At 69.7% G+C, this 17,158-nt stretch carries 14 protein-coding genes; 3 read left to right on the top strand and 11 right to left on the bottom strand.

Translation table 11 applies throughout. The annotated features are described in order from the left end of the window. Window positions 1-218: 218 nt before the first annotated feature. Window positions 219-506 carry a hypothetical protein gene (locus LCD33_RS01785; RefSeq protein ID WP_224965941.1) on the bottom strand — a complete coding sequence of 96 codons (288 nt, stop codon included), beginning with the start codon at window positions 504-506 and terminating at the stop codon, window positions 219-221. On the opposite strand from LCD33_RS01785, the gene LCD33_RS01790 reads away from it, so the two are divergent. From LCD33_RS01790 to LCD33_RS01800, 3 genes are all read left to right on the top strand, one after another. Beyond that, a complete protein-coding gene (locus LCD33_RS01790) occupies window positions 492-1,127 on the top strand; it encodes a helix-turn-helix transcriptional regulator (RefSeq protein ID WP_224965940.1) in 636 nt (211 codons plus the stop codon). The genes LCD33_RS01785 and LCD33_RS01790 overlap by 15 nt on opposite strands. A gap of 61 nt (window positions 1,128-1,188) precedes the next feature. Next, window positions 1,189-2,151 (top strand): ATP-binding cassette domain-containing protein, encoded by a 963-nt coding sequence (locus tag LCD33_RS01795; protein ID WP_224955868.1) that lies wholly within the window; start codon window positions 1,189-1,191, stop codon window positions 2,149-2,151. Beyond that, a complete protein-coding gene (locus LCD33_RS01800) occupies window positions 2,148-2,957 on the top strand; it encodes an ABC transporter permease (RefSeq protein ID WP_224955867.1) in 810 nt (269 codons plus the stop codon). Before LCD33_RS01795 ends, LCD33_RS01800 begins: the two co-directional genes overlap by 4 nt. Here the strand turns inward: LCD33_RS01800 and LCD33_RS01805 are convergent. The 10 genes from LCD33_RS01805 to LCD33_RS01850 form a co-directional block, all read right to left on the bottom strand. After that, window positions 2,952-5,744 (bottom strand): non-ribosomal peptide synthetase, encoded by a 2,793-nt coding sequence (locus LCD33_RS01805; RefSeq protein WP_224965939.1) that lies wholly within the window; start codon window positions 5,742-5,744, stop codon window positions 2,952-2,954. The genes LCD33_RS01800 and LCD33_RS01805 overlap by 6 nt on opposite strands. Before the next feature lie 52 nt (window positions 5,745-5,796). Beyond that, the gene (locus LCD33_RS01810) at window positions 5,797-6,612 is read right to left on the bottom strand and encodes an SDR family oxidoreductase (RefSeq protein WP_224955865.1); all 816 of its coding nucleotides are present in this window, start codon (window positions 6,610-6,612) and stop codon (window positions 5,797-5,799) included. Between the two features lie 34 nt (window positions 6,613-6,646). Further along, a complete protein-coding gene (locus LCD33_RS01815) occupies window positions 6,647-7,384 on the bottom strand; it encodes a thioesterase II family protein (RefSeq protein ID WP_224955864.1) in 738 nt (245 codons plus the stop codon). A 34-nt stretch (window positions 7,385-7,418) separates the two neighbouring features. Next, window positions 7,419-9,350 (bottom strand): hypothetical protein, encoded by a 1,932-nt coding sequence (locus tag LCD33_RS01820; protein WP_224965938.1) that lies wholly within the window; start codon window positions 9,348-9,350, stop codon window positions 7,419-7,421. Between the two features lie 2 nt (window positions 9,351-9,352). Next, window positions 9,353-10,579, bottom strand: a complete 1,227-nt coding sequence (locus tag LCD33_RS01825; protein WP_224965937.1) for a nucleotide disphospho-sugar-binding domain-containing protein — start codon at window positions 10,577-10,579, stop codon at window positions 9,353-9,355. Then, window positions 10,576-11,745: a nucleotide disphospho-sugar-binding domain-containing protein gene (locus LCD33_RS01830; protein ID WP_224965936.1), complete on the bottom strand. Its 1,170-nt coding sequence runs from the start codon at window positions 11,743-11,745 to the stop codon at window positions 10,576-10,578. Before LCD33_RS01830 ends, LCD33_RS01825 begins: the two co-directional genes overlap by 4 nt. Then, window positions 11,742-12,605, bottom strand: coding sequence for a hypothetical protein (locus LCD33_RS01835; RefSeq protein WP_224955860.1), 864 nt, complete (start codon window positions 12,603-12,605; stop codon window positions 11,742-11,744). Before LCD33_RS01835 ends, LCD33_RS01830 begins: the two co-directional genes overlap by 4 nt. A 54-nt stretch (window positions 12,606-12,659) precedes the next feature. Further along, a complete protein-coding gene (locus tag LCD33_RS01840; RefSeq protein WP_224955859.1) occupies window positions 12,660-13,394 on the bottom strand; it encodes an aspartyl/asparaginyl beta-hydroxylase domain-containing protein in 735 nt (244 codons plus the stop codon). Window positions 13,395-13,708: 314 nt separating this feature from the next. Beyond that, entirely contained in the window at window positions 13,709-14,515 is an 807-nt protein-coding gene (locus tag LCD33_RS01845) for an alpha/beta fold hydrolase (RefSeq protein ID WP_224965935.1), read from the bottom strand. 42 nt (window positions 14,516-14,557) lie between these two features. Then, a complete protein-coding gene (locus LCD33_RS01850) occupies window positions 14,558-16,918 on the bottom strand; it encodes a penicillin acylase family protein (protein WP_224965934.1) in 2,361 nt (786 codons plus the stop codon). Window positions 16,919-17,158 lie beyond the last annotated feature (240 nt).

Below are 17,158 nucleotides of genomic sequence, written 5' to 3' on the forward strand. Positions count from 1 at the left end.
ACGAGAAGGAATCATGAGCAGCACCAATCCGTGACACGAGAAATCGTGATCATCCCGGAGAACAGGAGGGCAGGCCAGCGTCCGATGCTTCAATCGGTCCTCTGGGGGAGGCACGCCACGCACGGGGCGCTGCTTCCAGGACCAAGGGTGGATCAGCTCGTGGAAACCGTTCCACCGACACCACGAGTGGCAACCGCACGTGAACGACGACCTGGGGGTCATCCATGCTTCGTATCCATTTTTCGGCGGACGATCTCCTCAGAACGAGGATCGCCGTCCCGCGTTCTCCAGTTGCCGAAATCCTCTTCGCCGCCGATCTGCTGTGGCAGCGTCGAGGCGCCGCCGCGTTCGATCCCTGGCGTTACGCCGTTCGCTCCCGGCTGGGGCCCCGAGCACGTCACCTCACCGAGTTGGTGCGTGCCGTGCGGCCGACCTCGGAACTGTTCACCGAACCACACCCGGATCTCGGACGGGCCGGATGCGTACGCCCCGTGCAGGACGTCCACAAGACCACCGCCGCCGTCCACGAGTTCGGCAGGACCGCCGTGCAGCCTTACTGGCAGCGCCTGTCCGTGCTCCTGGAGATCGAACGCTCGGCTCGCGGGCAGGCCGTTCTCAACGACGGCATCGAAGGACTGCTCCGCAGCCTGCACGCCACGGCGACCTGGGAGCCCCCGTTCCTCCAGATCGCGGGCCGCCCGGCGCGCAAGATCTTCCTCGACTCGGCCGGTCTCGTCATCACGCCGTCGGTCTTCCTGTTCGACCGCCCGACCCTGCTGTTCAGCAACACCGATCCGCACAGCACCCCCGTCCTGGTGTATCCGGCCCCGCTGGACGTGAACACCAAGCAGTTGTGGGCACGCAGCACGTCCGGCGGCAAGACGCTCGGCGCCTTGCTCGGGCGCACGCGCGCCGAAGCGCTGCACGCGCTGCTCGACAGCTACACCACCGGCGGGCTCGGGCAACGGCTCGGCATCTCGGCCGCCGCCGCGAGCCAGCACACCTCGGTGCTCCGCAACGCGGGGCTGATCACGACGCGCAGGCAGAAGAACGCGGTGTCGCACTCGCTCACACCGCTCGGACTCGCACTGCTGAACGGGGACGGCTTCGCCGAGAAGCAGACGTGACCGCGGTGTGGAACGAGCCGCCCGCGATGACCACCACGACAGGCAGCCCAGGAGTTCAACCGTGTCCCAGCCCGTCATCGAGGCCCACCACCTCACCAAGACGTTCGGTACCGTCACCGCGCTCGACGACGTGTGTCTGTCGGTCGACCAAGGCACCGTTCTCGGCATGCTCGGCCACAACGGTGCGGGGAAGACCACGCTGGTCAACATCCTGAGCACCCTGCTCCCGCCGAGCAGCGGGACCGCACGGGTCGCCGGATACGACGTCACCCGGCACCGGGCGAAGGTCTGCGCCCGCATCGGATTGACCGGCCAGTTCGCCTCCGTCGACGAGCAGCTGTCGGGCGTGGACAACCTCGTGCTCATCGGCCGGCTGCTCGGTGCCCGCAAGGCCGAGGCCCGGCAACGCGCCGCCGAGCTCCTCGACGTCTTCGACCTGACCGGGGCCGCCACCCGCCTCGCGGGCACCTATTCCGGTGGGATGCGGCGACGGCTCGACCTCGCGGCGAGCCTGGTCGGCGATCCGGACGTCATCTTCCTCGACGAACCCACCACCGGCCTCGACCCGACCAGTCGGCTGGGGATGTGGGAGATCGTCGAGGCGTTGGTGGAACGGGGTACGACCGTGCTGCTGACCACCCAGTACCTCAACGAGGCCGATCGCCTCGCGGACTCGATCGCCGTGCTGTCCCAGGGCAGGGTCGTCGCGGCGGGCACGCCCGGCGAACTCAAGGCGGAAGTCGGCCAACGCAGCGTCACCACGACGCTGTCCGACCCTGCCGACGCCGACACCGCGTTGCGTGCGCTCACGTCGGTCGGACTTCCTTCGGACTACGACGCCGAACGGCACCAGATCACGACCTCCGTCACCGCTTCCCGTGAACTCGGGGCGGTCGTGCGGGCGCTGGACGAAGCCCGGGTCGAGGTCGCCGCGCTCGGGCTCGGGGAACCGACCCTCGACGACGTATACCTCGCGCACCACCAATCGACCGAACGGGCACAGCCAGTGGGAGTCCCTTCATGACCACGATCCCCGACACCCCCACGCGCCGGTGGCGCGGAGCCGCGATGCCCGCCCAGGTCTACCTGCTCAGCAGCAGATCGCTGCGCGCCCTGCTCGTCGACCCGCGCATGCTGCTGTTCAGCATGTTGCAGCCGCTGATCATGCTCGTCCTGTTCAGCCAGGTCTTCGGCAAAGCGATCACGGTGATCGACCCACCGGGCGGGAACTACATCAACTACCTGATGCCCGCCATCCTCATCACCACCAGCATCGGCGCCGGCCTCCAGTCCGGAATCGGCCTGATCTCGGACATGCACAACGGAGTCGTCGCCCGCCTGCGCGCGCTACCGATCCACCTCAGCTCGGTGCTGCTGGCGCGCAGCGTCGCCGATCTCGTCCGCAGCGCGCTGCAACTGATCGTCCTGCTGACGACGGCCGCCGCCCTCTTCGGCTTCTCCCCGCAGGGCGGTTTCTGGGGCGTGGTCGCGTCGCTGGTGCTGGCGCTGGTCGTGAGCTGGTCGCTGACCTGGGTCTTCCTGGCGATCGCCACCTGGGTGCGCAAGGCCGAGGTGATGCAGAGCATCGGTTTCCTGGCGATGTTCCCGCTGATGTTCGTCTCCAGCGCGTTCGTACCGCTGGAGGCACTGCCGAACTGGCTGCGAGTCCTCGCCGTCGTGAATCCGCTGACCTACGCGGTGGACGCCTCCCGCAACCTCGCCCTTGCGCTGCCGACCGGCAACGGCGTGTTCCTCGCCTTGGGCACCAGCGCAGTCCTGGGAGCGATCAGCGCCGTGTTCGCCGTGCGGGGATTCCGCAAGCCGCTATGAGGCTCCGCCGCTCGCACGCAGAACGCTGAGCTGCCGGATCGTCGGGTAGCGGTAGAGATCGCGCAGCGGGACGGCAGGCACGCCCCGCTCCCGCAGCGCGGTCGTGATCCGCACCGCGAACAGCGAGTTGCCGCCGAGTTCGAAGAAGTCGTCGTCCAAGGTGACCTCGACCCCGAGCACCTCGCTCCACACCACCCGTAGTGCGTCCGCCATCGTCGCCGATCCGCCGCTGTCGGGTGCGGTCCTCGCCGGCCGTGCCGGGTGGGGCGCGGGCAGCCTCTGCTGGTCGAGTTTTCCGTTCGCCGTCAACGGCATCGCGGGGATCGCGGAGACCGTCGCGGGGACCATGTGCTCCGGCAGGAGTCGTGCGGCGCGAGCCCGGATGTCCGAAGTGGACTTCTCGGTCACGACGTAGCCGTCCAGCCTGGCCGAGGCCGCGTCGTCCGGATCGGTCCGGTTGACGACCACGGCCGCCGCACTCACCGCCGGGTCCTCCAACAGGACCGAACGGATCTCGTCGAGTTCGATGCGGAATCCACGGATCTTCACCTGGTGGTCGAGGCGGCCCAGGTGTTCCAGCACGCCGTCCGGCCGCAGGCGCCCCCGGTCGCCGCTGCGGTAAACGCGCTGCCCGGTGTGCTGATCCAGGACGAACCGGTGCTCGGTGAGGTCGGGGCGGTTGAGGTACCGGGCGGCGACACCAGCACCGCCGACGTAGATCTCGCCCGGGACTCCGAGCGGCAACACCCGTCCTCCTTCATCGCGCACCGACACCGACCATCCCGGCAGCGGCCGTCCCACCGCGCGTGACTCCTCCAGCGCGATGCGCCGCGTCACGGTCTGCACCGTCACGTGCACGGTGGTCTCGGTGATGCCGAACATGTTCACCACGCGGCACCGGGACTCGGGGTGCCGGTCGAACCAGCCGACCAGCATCCGGGTGTCCAGCGGCTCACCACCGAAGACGACCAGGCGCGGCGCGACGCCGGCCGTGCCCTGGTCGACGGCAAGCGGTGCGAACGCCGACGGCGTCTGGCTGAGCACCGTGACCCGCTCCCGGCCGAGGAGTTCGAGAAAGCGCTCCGGGTCGCGGGAGACCCAGTACGGGACGACGACGAGACCGCCTCCCGTCGCCAGGCATCCCCAGATCTCCCAGACCGAGAAGTCGAACGCGCAGGAGTGGAACCACGTCCACACGTCCTGTCCGCCGAGTCCGAAGTCGACACTCGTCGCGTCGAGCAGCGCGCAGATGTTGCCGTGTGGCACGACCACGCCCTTGGGCCGGCCGGTCGAACCGGAGGTGTAGATCACGTAGGCCGGATCGGCGGGCTCCCCGTCCTCCGGGAGATGGTCGGCGGGGGGTGCCGCGGAGAGCGCTTCCGGCGAGACCGCCTTCCTGCCCGCACCGGTGGGGAACTCGCCGTGGCGGGTCACCACCAGCGCCAGCTCCGCGTCCTCGGCGATGAAGGCGAGGCGTTCGCGGGGATACGCGGGCTCCATCGGAACGTAGACGCCGCCCGCCTTGAGCACGGCCAGCAGCACCACGGGGATCTCCGCCGAGCGGTCCAGGCACACGCCCACCCGAGCGCCGCGCCGCACCCCGAGCGCCCGGAGCGCGCGGGCCCACCGGTCGGACTGATCGTCGAGTTCCTGGTAGGTGATCCGTCGCGGGCCCTCGGTGATCGCGATGGCTCCCGGTGTCTCCGCCGCCCTGGCCCTGACCCGGTCGTGCAGGAGCCGTGGTTCGGCGCGGTCGAGCGAGGGGCCGGTCCCCAACGCCAGCACCCGTGCCGACTCGGCGCCGAGGATCTCCGCTTCCCGCACCGCACTCGACGGGTGCGCGATGATCTGGTCGTGCACGCGCACGACGTGCCGGACCAACTGGTGCGCGATCTCCGGGGAGACCCAGCGCGGATCGTGGTCGCAGCGAAGCACTCCGCCGTCCGCGCGCCCCGCTGCGAACGAGAGCGTGACCGGGAACGTGGGGGCCAGGCACGGTTCGTACTCGACCGCCCCGTCGTGCTCCGGCTCGATCCGGTCCACGATGAAACCCACCGGCGCGACCTTCGTCGTCACCTGGGCTTCCGGTGCGTCAAGCCCGGATCGGATGCCGTCGAGCAGCGAGGTGACCTGGGTGGCCCCGGACAGCTCCGTCGACACCGCGACCAGACGGCACCCGCCACCCGCCTGCCGCGAAGCCACGACCGGCAGCGACGTCGCCTCCTGCCCGTACCGATCCAGCACGATCGACAGCGCGGCGATCCACGTCTCCGCGGACCCGGACTCCCGCACCGGAAGTTCGCACCGCCCGGGGCGGCTCTCGGCACGCGTGCCGAGGCCCCAGTCGGCGGGCTCGAAGGACAGCTCCTCGTCCAGACCGGCGATGGGCGACGCGGGACACACCGGCGCGGACTCTCCGGCAAGCGAGCGAGCGGTGTCGCGCAGGTGGCCGGCCGTGTACCGCGCCCGATGGGCGACCAGCACCAGTTCGACCGCGTCCGAGCACTGGAGGAGGACGACCCGAAGCCCGTCGGCGCGGGAAACGCCCCGAGCCGTCTCACCGCGTCGGATCCGCTCAGCGATCGGATCGTCGGCGAAGCCTGCGATCCGCTGCACCCACAACTCGTGCGCCGGACGGCGCGCATCCTGTTGGCGGACCGCCGCCAGCCTCGCGGCGATCGTCGCGTGCTCCACCGAGGGGGCCAGGCGAACGGACAGGGCGTGGCAGCGTGCGGCGTCGGGCCGAGCCTCCGCTCCCCCGTCACCGGCTGCTGAGAAGTCGGTCATGGCGTCGCCTCTCCTGTGGTCCCCGGCTCCGCCGGGAGCGCTGTCTGCCACGTCATCGCGCGGTGAACCCGCCATCGACGGTCAGCACGGAACCGGTCACCTGACGCGCATCGTCGGAAGCCAGGAACACCGCCGCTCCCGCGACGTCCTCCGGCTCGATCAACTGGTTCATCGGCTGGGCCTGCACGAAGGTCTCCTCGTGCTCGTCCACGGGAACCTCCAGGCAGCGAGCGATCTCGGACAGCATCCGCCCCTCGGCCCACTTGTCGTCCCGCACCGAGCCGGGGCACACCGCGTTCACCCTGACCTTCTTCGGCGCGAAGTCCAGTGCCACGGCCTTGGTCAGGCCCACCAGACCGTGCTTGGCCGCGACGTAGCCCGCGAAATGGCGGTAGCCGACCAAACCCGCGGTGGAGGCGACGTTGACGATGCTCCCGTTCCTGCGGTCCAACATGGACGGAGCGACCGCACGGATCATCCGCCACGCGCCGGAAAGATCCACGTCGAGCATGAGATTCCACTCGTCCTCGCTGATGTCGTGCGCGGCACGGCCTGAGGGTGCGGCGATCCCGGCGTTGTTGACGAGCAGGTCCACCGCCCCGAACCGCCCGAGAGCGGTGTCCACGAGCGCAGCCACCTCGCCAGCCCTGCGAACGTCGAGCTCGGAGGTCATCGTGGCCACGCCGTGTTCCGCGCACAGCTCGGCCGTGTGGGCCAGCTGGCTTGCCGAGCCCAGCGGGTAGGGAACGCCGTCCAGGTCCTGCCCGATGTCGGTCAGGACCACGCTCGCCCCCTCACGGGCGAACGCGACCGCGCAGGCCCGTCCGAGCCCACGCGCCGCTCCGGTGATGACCGCGGTCTTTCCCATCAAGCGCAACGGAGTTCCTTCCGGGCGATCGTGCTCAGGTCGCCGACGTGCCGATGGTCCAGGAGCTGCCGTCCGCCTCGGACAGCGCTGCGGTGATGAGTTCCGCGACCGCGCCCACCGAGTCGGTGAGGTACATGTGCCCGCCGGGGAGCTCGACCAGGTCGAAGGTCCCGGTGGTGGCCTTGGACCACTGCCCCGCGTGTTCGGTGTCCACGAGCTCGTCGTCGCGTCCCCGCAGCGAGGTGATCGGCACCGGCAGCGGCTCGGTTCGACTCGGCCGGTAGTTCTCGTGCATCTCGACGTCCGCACGCAGCGCGGGCAGGATCAACTCCCGCATCTCGGGGAATCGCAAGGCCGGATGGTCGTAACCGGCGAATTCCCTCACCTGGTCGAGGAACTCCGCGTCCGCGAGCCCGGTCGCCCGCTGCCGCCGGGTGCTCCACGGACCCGGCGATCCGCTGACGACCAGGCGTCGAAGGTCGATGCCCGGAACGTCGGCCAGCCGGTGTGCCAGCTCGTAGGCCAGGACTGCTCCGAGACTGTGCCCGAACAGGACGACCTCGCCCGTACCTACCCGCTCGATCACCGCGTCCCGAAGGAAATCGGCCGCCACCGAGGCATCCCGGAACGGTTCGGCGCCGATCTCCCGCTCTCTGCCTGGAAGCGGGAGCGGTACCAGGTCGAACGCGGGCTCCACGTGCTCCGCCCACGGCCGGAAGTACGACGCGCCCGCTCCCGCGAACGGCACGCACACCAACGAAGGTCGCGACATGTCCCTCACCCCTCCACTAGGTCGACTGCACGGTTCAGATCAGTTCTCGCCGGGATACCGCGGGCGAGCCCCATCGCCTTCCGCTGCCGCTGGCGGTCACGTCCCGGGGTTCGGTGCCACCCTCGAATCCCGTGCGCTCGACCACCACGACCGCGCCGTGTGCCCGGGGTGCGACGCGCACCTCCGCCGGCCCCCGACCACCGCCGTGGATCCGGCGTCCCCGCCCGTCCCGCACGGTCACCGGGCCGTTGATCCCGTGCCGCAACGTCCAGGCCCGGTCGGTTCCGCTGTGCACGCGCACCCACTCGGTTCGGCCGCCGCTCCGCCCGGCGTCGACGCGGATGCCTTGCCGCACTTCCAGGCCGGACACCGAGACGTCGGCCCACCCCGCGGGCACCGCGGGGAAGAGGTCCACGACGTCGCCACGCCACCGAGTCATCATGTCGCGCAGGATGCGGCTGACCGCGTAGCCCACGTCCGGCGGTGCCGCGCCTCCAGCGCGGTAGAGGGTGTTCGGCAGGAACTCCGAGTCCCCGACGCGTTCCGCGAGAACGTGCTCCAGCTCGGCGCGCGCCGCGTCGCCGTCGTTCAGCGCGCTCGACATCGCGGCCGCCGCCAGGTGGGAATGACCCTGCCAGTCATCCCGCAGCGCCGACCAGCACTCGAAACCCCGCTTCCAGACGGCGCGATCGTGCGAGTCCGCGAGGTCGTCCAGCTGGTGCAGCGCGACGAGGTGTGACGGGTGCCGATGCGACTCGCCGAGGGCCACGCCCGCGCCGACCATCGGAGCTCCACCGACGTCCCGATGAGCCCGGACCAACCGCTCGCCGATGTCGTTCCACCGGTCGCCACGAGGGTCCCGCACCCCCAGCAACGTGCTGGACCGCACCAAGGCCCGCGCTGCCCAGCGGAGCAGTTCGAGATCGTAGGTGCTGTCGTGCACGTCGGCGTAGGTCGGCGAGTGCGTCAGCGGAAGGTGGAGCCGCCCTCCGGCGTCTTCGACGAGGAACTGGCCGTAGAAGCCGACCGCACGCCGCAGCGCCGGTCGCACCGTCTCCCTCAGCAGCTCGTCGTCGCCGCTGTGGACGCAGTGCCGCCACAGCGCGGGCAAACCCGCCGCAGCGATCATGTTCCCGGTGAATCCTTCCTTGGACCCGGTGCCGGGAATCGCCGCCCGTGCGTGCGTCGGGGTCGAGGGAGCCGCCCAGGCAGCGTGCCCGTACCCGTCGAGCATCGCCGTCGCGTGCTCACCGCCAGGACGTGTCGCGGCGGCCCGGTACAGCTGCGCCCAGTGGAACCGCTGCACGGTCTTGTCCGGAATCGACAGGAAACTGCGGCGGTAGAAGCTGTTCCACCACGCCCGGTGCGACTCGACGAGCTCCGGACCGTCCACGTCCCGCGGGGGGCCGGCGTCGAGCGAGGCCGTCACGATCCGCCGACTGCCCTGGCGGCGCTCGCACCAGGACGCCTGTGCGTCCTCGTCCGGAACCCACGCCGCGCGGCTCTCGCCTTCCGACGGGGTGAGCGAGATCATCAACACGTTCTCGGAACGCGGCACGAGCGCGGCGAAGCGCACGGAGCCACGCGTGGTCGTCAGCGTCCCGGTGAGTTCCGCGTTCCACAGATCCAGTTCCCACCGCGCTTCCGTCGGGGTCCCGGCCAGCACCAGCGCGAGTCGGGCGTCCGGTGCCTCCCAGGGTGTGCTCGCGCCGCCGAGCGCCACGGTCAGTCCCCTGCCGTCCGCGCTCCGGTGAACCTGTCCCCACAGAACACCGTTGCCCAGCAACGGCGCACTCCGCCAGTCCCGAGGAACCGAGTTCCAGTGCAGGTGCGCGTCCCTGACGATCGCCTCGTGCGGCTCGGTCGATGCCGCGAAGACGGGTGCGGCCGCCCAGCTGCCTCCGACGGCGACAGCACTGACCGCCGTCGAACCGCACAGGAAGGTGCGGCGTCGCAACGTGGTCAACACTAACCTCCCGCAGGCGACGTCGAGTCCTTCGTGGACGACGCGCGGGAGGTGACCGCGGAGGAGCGGGCGAACTCCGACAGCAGGTCCGCGGCCATGCCCGCACCACCCGCTTGACGAACACGTCGCGCGTGCGACGCCAGCGCCGCCGCGACGGACTCGTCGTCGCGCACCGCTTCCACCGCGGCGCGGAACTGCGCAGGGGAGGCGTTCGCGTCCACTTCCACGCCGACCCCGATGTCCCGCAGTCGGCGCGCGGTCGTGAGTTGATCGCCCGCGCGTGGTACGAGGACCATCGGGATGCCCAGCGCCAAACCCTCCATCGCCGAATTCATCCCCGCATGCGTCACGAACACATCACTGTGCGCCAACACCTCGGACTGCGGAACATACCGACGCGCGACCACGTTCTCCGGCAACACACCCAACTCGGCCGGATCCGTATGCGACGTCGCCATCACCACGCACCACCCAGAACCCGCGAAACCCTCCGCCACCCGCCGGAAGTACTCCGCACCACGGGAGAACACGGTTCCCGACGAGACGTACGCGGTCGGGCCGCTGCGGATCCGATCCCACGGCAGATCCCCACCCTCATACCCCACCGACGAACCCCGCTGAAGCGGCCCCACGAAACGAAAACGCCCATCGAACGACCACCGCATCGGCTGCAACTCCGCGACCACGTTCACCAGCACCAGCGGTGCTCGTGCACCCGGCATCCGCAATGCCGGGTGGACGCGGGTGAGCCCGGTGCGACGCGCGCAGGATTCGGCGATCGGCCCCGTGCGCGCCCGCAACTCGTCCAGGACGACCTCGTCGTTGAGCGCATAGGTGACGCTCAGCGCGACCCAGGGCGTGCCTTCGGCACGGGCTGCCGTTGCTCCCCAGCCCGCCACGTAATCGGTGACCACCACATCGGGATTCCACGACGTCCAGCACCCGCGGATCCGACGGACCACCCTCTTCCGGCTCCGCCGACGCGACAGAGCTGCGACCACTCGGCGGGGCAGCACGGTGCGGCGTGGCTTCCGTTCGGGTACGTGGGCGTTGCCGACCGTCGCGGCGAACTCGGTGACCTCGCAACCGACGTCGCGGAACTCGGCCGCGAACTCGGGGGTCACGGCGACCGCGACGTGGTCGCCGCGCCGCACCAGCTCGGCGGCCAGCGCCGACATCGGCCTCACGTGGCCATGCTGCGGGTACGGGAACACGAGGTAGCGGGTCATCGGTTCGCCGTGAGTTTCTGCAGGGCATCCACCGCGGCGCCGGCTCCGCCCGCGCCCCGCACGCTGGCGGACAGCTCGTCGAGGGTTGCTCGCATCCGTTCGTCGCCATGCACTCGGTCCGCCGCCTCGCGGAACTCCGATGCCGCCGCCGTGGCCGCCACGATCTCCCCTGCTCCGAGGGAGGCGATCTGCCGCGCGATGCCGCGCTGATCGTAGGCGCGTGGTACGAGGACCATCGGGATGCCCAGCGCCAAACCCTCCATCGCCGAATTCATCCCCGCATGCGTCACGAACACATCACTGTGCGCCAACACCTCGGACTGCGGAACATACCGACGCGCGACCACGTTCTCCGGCAACACACCCAACTCGGCCGGATCCGTATGCGACGTCGCCATCACCACGCACCACCCAGAACCCGCGAAACCCTCCGCCACCCGCCGGAAGTACTCCGCACCACGGGTGAACAACGTCCCGGTCGAGACGTACGCGGTCGGGCCGCTGCGGATCCGGTCCCACGGCAGATCCCCACCCTCATACCCCACCGACGAACCCCGCTGAAGCGGCCCCACGAAACGAAAACGCCCATCGAACGACCACCGCATCGGCTGCAACTCCGCGACCACGTTCACCAGCGCCATGGCCGCGTGCGCGGTGACGCGACGGCGGAGTCCGGGCTGGATGCGGGCGATACCGGACCACCTGGCGAGGGTCTTCATCCGGGGGCCGAACTTGCGGTCCACATCGGACAGGAGGATTTCCTCGCTCAGGGCGTAGGTCACGTAGAAGGACACGAACGGGACGTCGTTGGCCTCGGCCGCCTTGATCCCCCAGATCGCCATGATGTCGGTGACCACGGCGTCCGGATTCAAGTCCTCGACCACGCGGCCGAGGACTTCGGTGAGCCGGAACCGCTCCGCGACGATGTCCCACGCCCTGCGCAACCCGCCGAGTTTGTAGCGCAGGTCCTGCTGTTCGGGGATGCGTTCACGAGCCCGGATGTCCAGCTCCACGATCGCACAGCCGGCCGCGGCGAAAGGTTCGGCGAAGCCGGCGCTCACCGCGACGGTGACCGGCTCGCCCCGACGCACGAGTTCCTCCGCCACGGCGACCATCGGGTTGACGTGGCCGTGCAGCGGGAACGGGACGAGCAGGTAACCGCTCATGCCGCGTCCAGGTAGTGCCGGTACGAGTCGAGGGTGCCGCCCCACTCGGCGGCCAGCGCCGGGTCGGCCACGGCCACCAGGTCCAGACAGGTCCGCACCGTCGCCGCCACGTCGGTCGGCGTTCCCGGCACCGGTGCCGCGACGAGGTCGTGCAGCGCGGTGCGGCACGCCCGTCCCAACGGGGTGACCGCGAGTTCGCCGTCGAGATCCGCCCACCGCCTGCGGGACTCGGGCAGGCCGAGCACCGCGGCGACCAGTTGGGCCAGCGTCTCCCGCACCTCGACCACACGTCCGTAGCCACGCAGGTAGCCGCTGACGCCGAGCTCGTCGCGGAGGGTGTGCAGGCGCACGAGCAACTCGCAGAGCAGACCTGCCGCCGTCGGCGGTCGATCCGTGAGCGCCTCGGCCGTCACCCCGGATGCGGAGTCGACCCCCGCCGTGACTTGATCCGCCACGTACAGCGGGCAGCTCGGCTCCCGCGATTCGACCGCCTCGGCCAGTCCGCCGCCGACGAGGCGCACCCGCAATCGGTGCAGCCGCCCGGCGTGCGGGGCCAGGTAGAGCGAATCGACGCTGGTGGTCGCACCGTCCGCGTTCTCCCGCCAACCCGGCAACAGCGTCCCGACCCCGTGCGTCATCAGGTCGTCGAGCACGAGGGCGAAGAGGGCGAGGCAGTCGTCGTCCACCACCACGACGAGCTCGATCTCGCCCGCCCCGTGCAGGTCGGCTACCCGCCCACCGGTGAGCGCGATGCGGCGGACGCGAGGACTGCTCGACAACGCGTCCACCACCACTTCCAGCAGTGGTCGGATCGTCGGCGGGCTGGACTCCGCGAGGTCGCTGATCAACGAGGTGCTCACGCCTACTCCTAGCGAGGATCTGACGGGGAATGATCGGTTGCCGTGGTGGGAAGATCAGGCGAGGCCGAGCATGACCTTCTTCGTGTCCTGCCAGGCCGCGACCTGGGACTCGTCGCCGAACCGCCGGTGGGCTTCGAGGATCAGGTCGTACACGGTGCCTTCCGGCATGGCGTAGCTGTAGAACAGGCGCAGCAGGGATTGCTCGGCCACCCGCCCGTAGCCCAAGGTGAGCAGTTGCACCGCGCGGTCCAGGTGTCCTTCCAGCACGTCGTCTTCCGGCTCCGGCAACACCTGGACGTCCTGCTGCGTGAGGTGGATGTTCTCGGTGAAACGGCGGAACGCGTCGTCGGCGTAGCAATCCATGATCAAGTGGACCCGGTCCGGCCCGGTCAGGTTGCACGCACCGTGCGCATGGGTCGGGACGAGTCGCCAGATGCCGCCGTAGCCGAGATGCACCTTCGCCCCGCCGGTCACGAGTGCCGACGAACGGTTGGTGCGCAGCGGGATGTGCAGCCGATGCCGCTCTACATCGGACAGCTCCTCGTAGTCTCGGTGTTCCCAGAGGAACGAGTTGGACGACAGCCGCGCGATCCGCACCCACATGTAGCTGAGCCCGAAGGACCGCAGCAGCTCCCGAGTGGCGGGCATCCGCTTCAACAGCGTGGTTTCCTGCGGCTCGCAGTCACGGATGGTGAGATCGTTCGGATCACCGCTCTCGTTGTACAACGACAGCGTCAGCCACCCACCGCTCTGGTACTCGCCGTATTCCAGTCCCCACTCGTCGGGCACGCTCACCCCTTCACGGCTGGCGCGCTGGAGCAATGACGGGTCGAGGTCACCGATCCTGCCGACCTGTCTGGTCAATGCGGCTACGTCCATCATCGAAAAACGTCTTCCCTCCACGCGGCGTCGGGCAACGCGCCCATCAAGGCGGTGAGTCGGCTCACCGCGAGGAAGGCGGAATTCGCCCCCCAGCGTCCCTAAAACCCCTGGCGCAGCAGGATTTTGACGCCTGCACGACCTCACTGGATCGCACGTTAGCACTGTCCGCGACCGCAGTCGCCGCCATTAAGTCCGGGCGAAATTCCCCTTGTCCGGCGGAATCAACAGGCCGACCGAAAGAACTCCACAATAGACTTGTTCACTGTTTCGGGAACCTCCAGATAACCGTAGTGACCCGCGTCCGCCACGCATTCGTAGGTCGCTCCAGGAATGATCTCGGCGAGTTCTCTGCCGTGCCGCGCGGGCGTCAAGAGGTCGTCGGAGAACGACACGACGTGGCATCGGACCTCGATCGCGCGGTATGCCTCCAACCGGTCCGGCATCGGTTCCAGGGCCAGCTGAGCCAACTCGCCGGGACCCGGCGGTGGCGCCAGTTCCAGCAGGTCGAGCCAGTCCGCGGCGTCCTGGTCCCGGGCCAGGGTCGCCGGTGACAGGACTTGCATCGCTTGCGTCACGGCCGAGTAGGACGACGGAATGACCGCGCCCGAACGGTGCAGCTCACGAGTCGCGGTCGACAACGCAGCCCGAAACCTGTCGGTACGCCCTCTGGTCGCCATCAGAACCGCCTGCCGGACCAGGTCCGGTCGCGCGAGCACGAGTTCCTGTGCGATGTAGGAACCCATTGACGTGCCGACCACGCGCACCGATTCCAGGCCCAGGTGCTCGATGAGTCCGACGACGTCACCCACCATGTCCCGCACCGTGAAACCGTCCGCGCACAGGTCGCTGGGGGCGATGCCCCGGTTGTCGAACGTCACGACGCGGTAGCCCGCGGCGCGCAGGGCGGGCACCTGGTGCAAGTGCCAGGCGCGGCCCCGTCCGCCGCTTCCCATGATGAGCAGCACCGGTTCGCCCACGCCGAACTCGTCGTAATGCAGGCGCACGCCGTTCACCGACGCGAAAGGCATCCGCTCTCCTCACTCGTCACCCGGCAGCCCGGGTCATCTCCGCTACCGGCCGAGGAGCTCGACCCGCAGTTCCGGGGAGTTGGCGATCTCCTGCTCGCTGAACCGGTCGGTCACCCACTGGCCGGCGGAGTACAACTCGGTCTGGTCCGCGTAGTGGGGCGAGGTCGGATCGGTCGACTGCGAGTAGGTCATCAGAGTCGAGGCCTTCGGGCTCCCGGCACTCCCGAACTCCACCACCTGGACGAAGCTCGATCCGTGGGCGACCTCGGTGTTGCCCTGCCCGGGATCCCACTCGGGTGTGATGACGTTGAGGACGCCCAACTCCCCCGGTCCGCCGTGGATCCCGATCTCCGCACCGTTGCGGGTCACCTGCTGGTGGTCACCGAGCGGAGCGTCCAACGGGATACCGGCGTTCCGGAGTTCGACCGCCGCGTCGCCGAACGCACGGTGCACGGCGGGATCGCCGGTCTTGAGCGTGTTCGGGGTGTGCACCGGATCGGCGGGGTCGAACCCGACCTGCCACGGCCCGCCCTCGACCGACCCCAGGGCACGGACGAAGCGTTCGAACAGCAGCGAACCCCGGCTGTCGAGCCGGTACGTGTGGTCCCACTTCGCCACCGCATCGCAGGCGGCCGATACGTCGACCGACCCTGAGCTGGATGGTGCTCGGCCACCCGGGAACGACTCGCACATGTCGGCGGTATCCGCTGCCGCCAGCACCGCCACCCTGCTGCGGTCGGCGAACAGCATGTCCTTCATCGTCTCGTGCGAGAATCCCTCGCCCGGCAACCCGTCTTCGCCCGCAAGGCGTTCCCGCACCGACTCGATCGCCTCCCTGGTCCGAGCCGAGCGCTCGGTCCCGACATCACCGATGGTGCGCGGGTAGTCCACCAGCGGCTGCTCCAGGTTCGTCAGCCACGGGCTGTCGTTGGCATTGAGCACGTAGTCACGACGCACCATCTCGGGAAGCGCGCCGGGACCGAAGATGCCGGGTTGCACGGCATCCTCGTCGCTGCCCCAGGCGCAGTCACCCCGTCCTCCGTCGAGAACCGAGATACCGCTCAGCGCGAAGATCTGCGCGCCCAGCGGAGTGCTGCACTTCTCCGCGAGTTCGTCGGTGACGTGCGGAGCCACCTGGACGTCGGAGTAGAGCACGTCTCCCCTCCGGTCGGCGGCGATCGTGTTCAACCACGGCAGGCTCTGGTTGTCGGCAAGGGCTCTCGACATGTCCGCCGTGCTCTCCGCCGTACCGAAGTCGAGCCACGTGTTGAGCGTGCGGAGGTTGGTGACGTTGGGGTCGCGCACCGCGTGCGCGGTCGTCTCCCACGGCAGCGGGGAACCGCCCGCACCCGCGATCACCGGGCCGTAACGGGTCGACCACAGCGTCCGCTCGACGGTGTCGGTGCCACCGTCGGTGTTGCGCACCTCGACCCGGACGGTGCGGCCGGTCATCTCCTCCCGCTTTCCGTCCACCTGGTACGCGGTGGGTTCGCCCGGAACCAGCGGAACCTCGTAGAGCCCCATCGTCGCCGCCGTGGAGACCGTGTGACTCCACGCGATCTCGTCGTTGTGTCCGATGAGGACACTGGGAATCCCGAGCAGGGAGGCGCCGGATACGTTGAGTTCACCGGGAATGGTGAGGTGCGCCTGCCAGAAGCGGTTCGGTCCGTGCCAGGGGTAGTGCGGATTGCCCAGCAGCACGCTCTGCCCGGACCGGGTGGCGTCCTTGCCTGCCGCGATCGCGTTGCTCGCTTTGGGCCGCACTCCGTCTCCAGCACCGAGCCCCTTGAGCACGGCACCTACGTCGTGCGGCACGTCCGCCGACCGCCCCCGCGTCCCCGGAGGTTGCGCGTTGACGATGTCTCCCGCCAGCCTGCCCAGCCCGGACGAGGTGCTCACGTCGTAGACGTGCCGGTACACGTCGAGTTCGGAGATCGGGCGCACCCAGGCCGCACCCGCGCACGCGGGGTCGGTGATGCCGTCGGCACCCGTCTCCTCCAGGTACCGGTTGAACCCGCCGACGTATCCGCGCACCATCTCCACGATTTCGGGTTTCGGGCCGAGCGGCGGTTGCTGACCGGACACCTTTTCCACGACCCCGCTGTCGTTCACTCCCTGGTAGTAGAGGTCGCTGTCGAGGCTGTTGTCGACGCTGGCGAGACCCTCGTTCGGCGGCGCGTCCGGGCCGAGGTGCCGGGAGCGCTCGGCCCGGAGGGTCATGTACACGTCGGACAGGGCGCAGAGGTTGTCCTTCGCCGACGCGTAGCCGTAGCCGTAGCCGAGTCCGGTGTAGTCCTCGGCGAGGATGTGCGGAATCCCGTGCTCGGTGTAGCGCACGACGGCCTCGGCACCGGCGGGCACGACTGCGGCCGAGGCCGACATGCCACCCGACCCCACCGTCATGAGCAAGACCGTTGCGGAGGCCGCGAGTGCGCGCGCACCGCGACGGAGGCGGGTGCGGGTCATGTCAGGAGCCTTTCGATCGTACGTGGGTGGATCGTTGGGGGGGGGGGGGGGGGGCCCCCCCCCCCCCCCCCCCCCCCCCCCCCCCCCACCCCCCCCCCGCCCCCCCCCCGGGGGGGGGGGCTCTTCCGCGTCCGAGGTCAGTCCTTGGCGCCGACCAGCACCTTCGCTTCCTCGTGG

Source organism: Saccharopolyspora sp. 7B, assembly GCF_020177435.1.
GTDB classification, from domain to species: Bacteria; Actinomycetota; Actinomycetes; order Mycobacteriales; family Pseudonocardiaceae; genus Saccharopolyspora_C; species Saccharopolyspora_C gregorii.

What these genes read in the sequence shown, in the direction of transcription:
- LCD33_RS01830 (WP_224965936.1), bottom strand. Translation starts at nt 11,745, where the DNA reads ATGAGCGGTTACCTGCTCGTCCCGTTCCCGCTGCACGGCCACGTCAAC.
- LCD33_RS01815 (WP_224955864.1), bottom strand. Translation starts at nt 7,384, where the DNA reads ATGTCGCGACCTTCGTTGGTGTGCGTGCCGTTCGCGGGAGCGGGCGCG.
- LCD33_RS01845 (WP_224965935.1), bottom strand. Translation starts at nt 14,515, where the DNA reads ATGCCTTTCGCGTCGGTGAACGGCGTGCGCCTGCATTACGACGAGTTC.
- LCD33_RS01825 (WP_224965937.1), bottom strand. Translation starts at nt 10,579, where the DNA reads ATGACCCGCTACCTCGTGTTCCCGTACCCGCAGCATGGCCACGTGAGG.
- LCD33_RS01800 (WP_224955867.1), top strand. Translation starts at nt 2,148, where the DNA reads ATGACCACGATCCCCGACACCCCCACGCGCCGGTGGCGCGGAGCCGCG.
- LCD33_RS01805 (WP_224965939.1), bottom strand. Translation starts at nt 5,744, where the DNA reads ATGACCGACTTCTCAGCAGCCGGTGACGGGGGAGCGGAGGCTCGGCCC.
- LCD33_RS01810 (WP_224955865.1), bottom strand. Translation starts at nt 6,612, where the DNA reads ATGGGAAAGACCGCGGTCATCACCGGAGCGGCGCGTGGGCTCGGACGG.
- LCD33_RS01850 (WP_224965934.1), bottom strand. Translation starts at nt 16,918, where the DNA reads ATGACGGTGGGGTCGGGTGGCATGTCGGCCTCGGCCGCAGTCGTGCCC.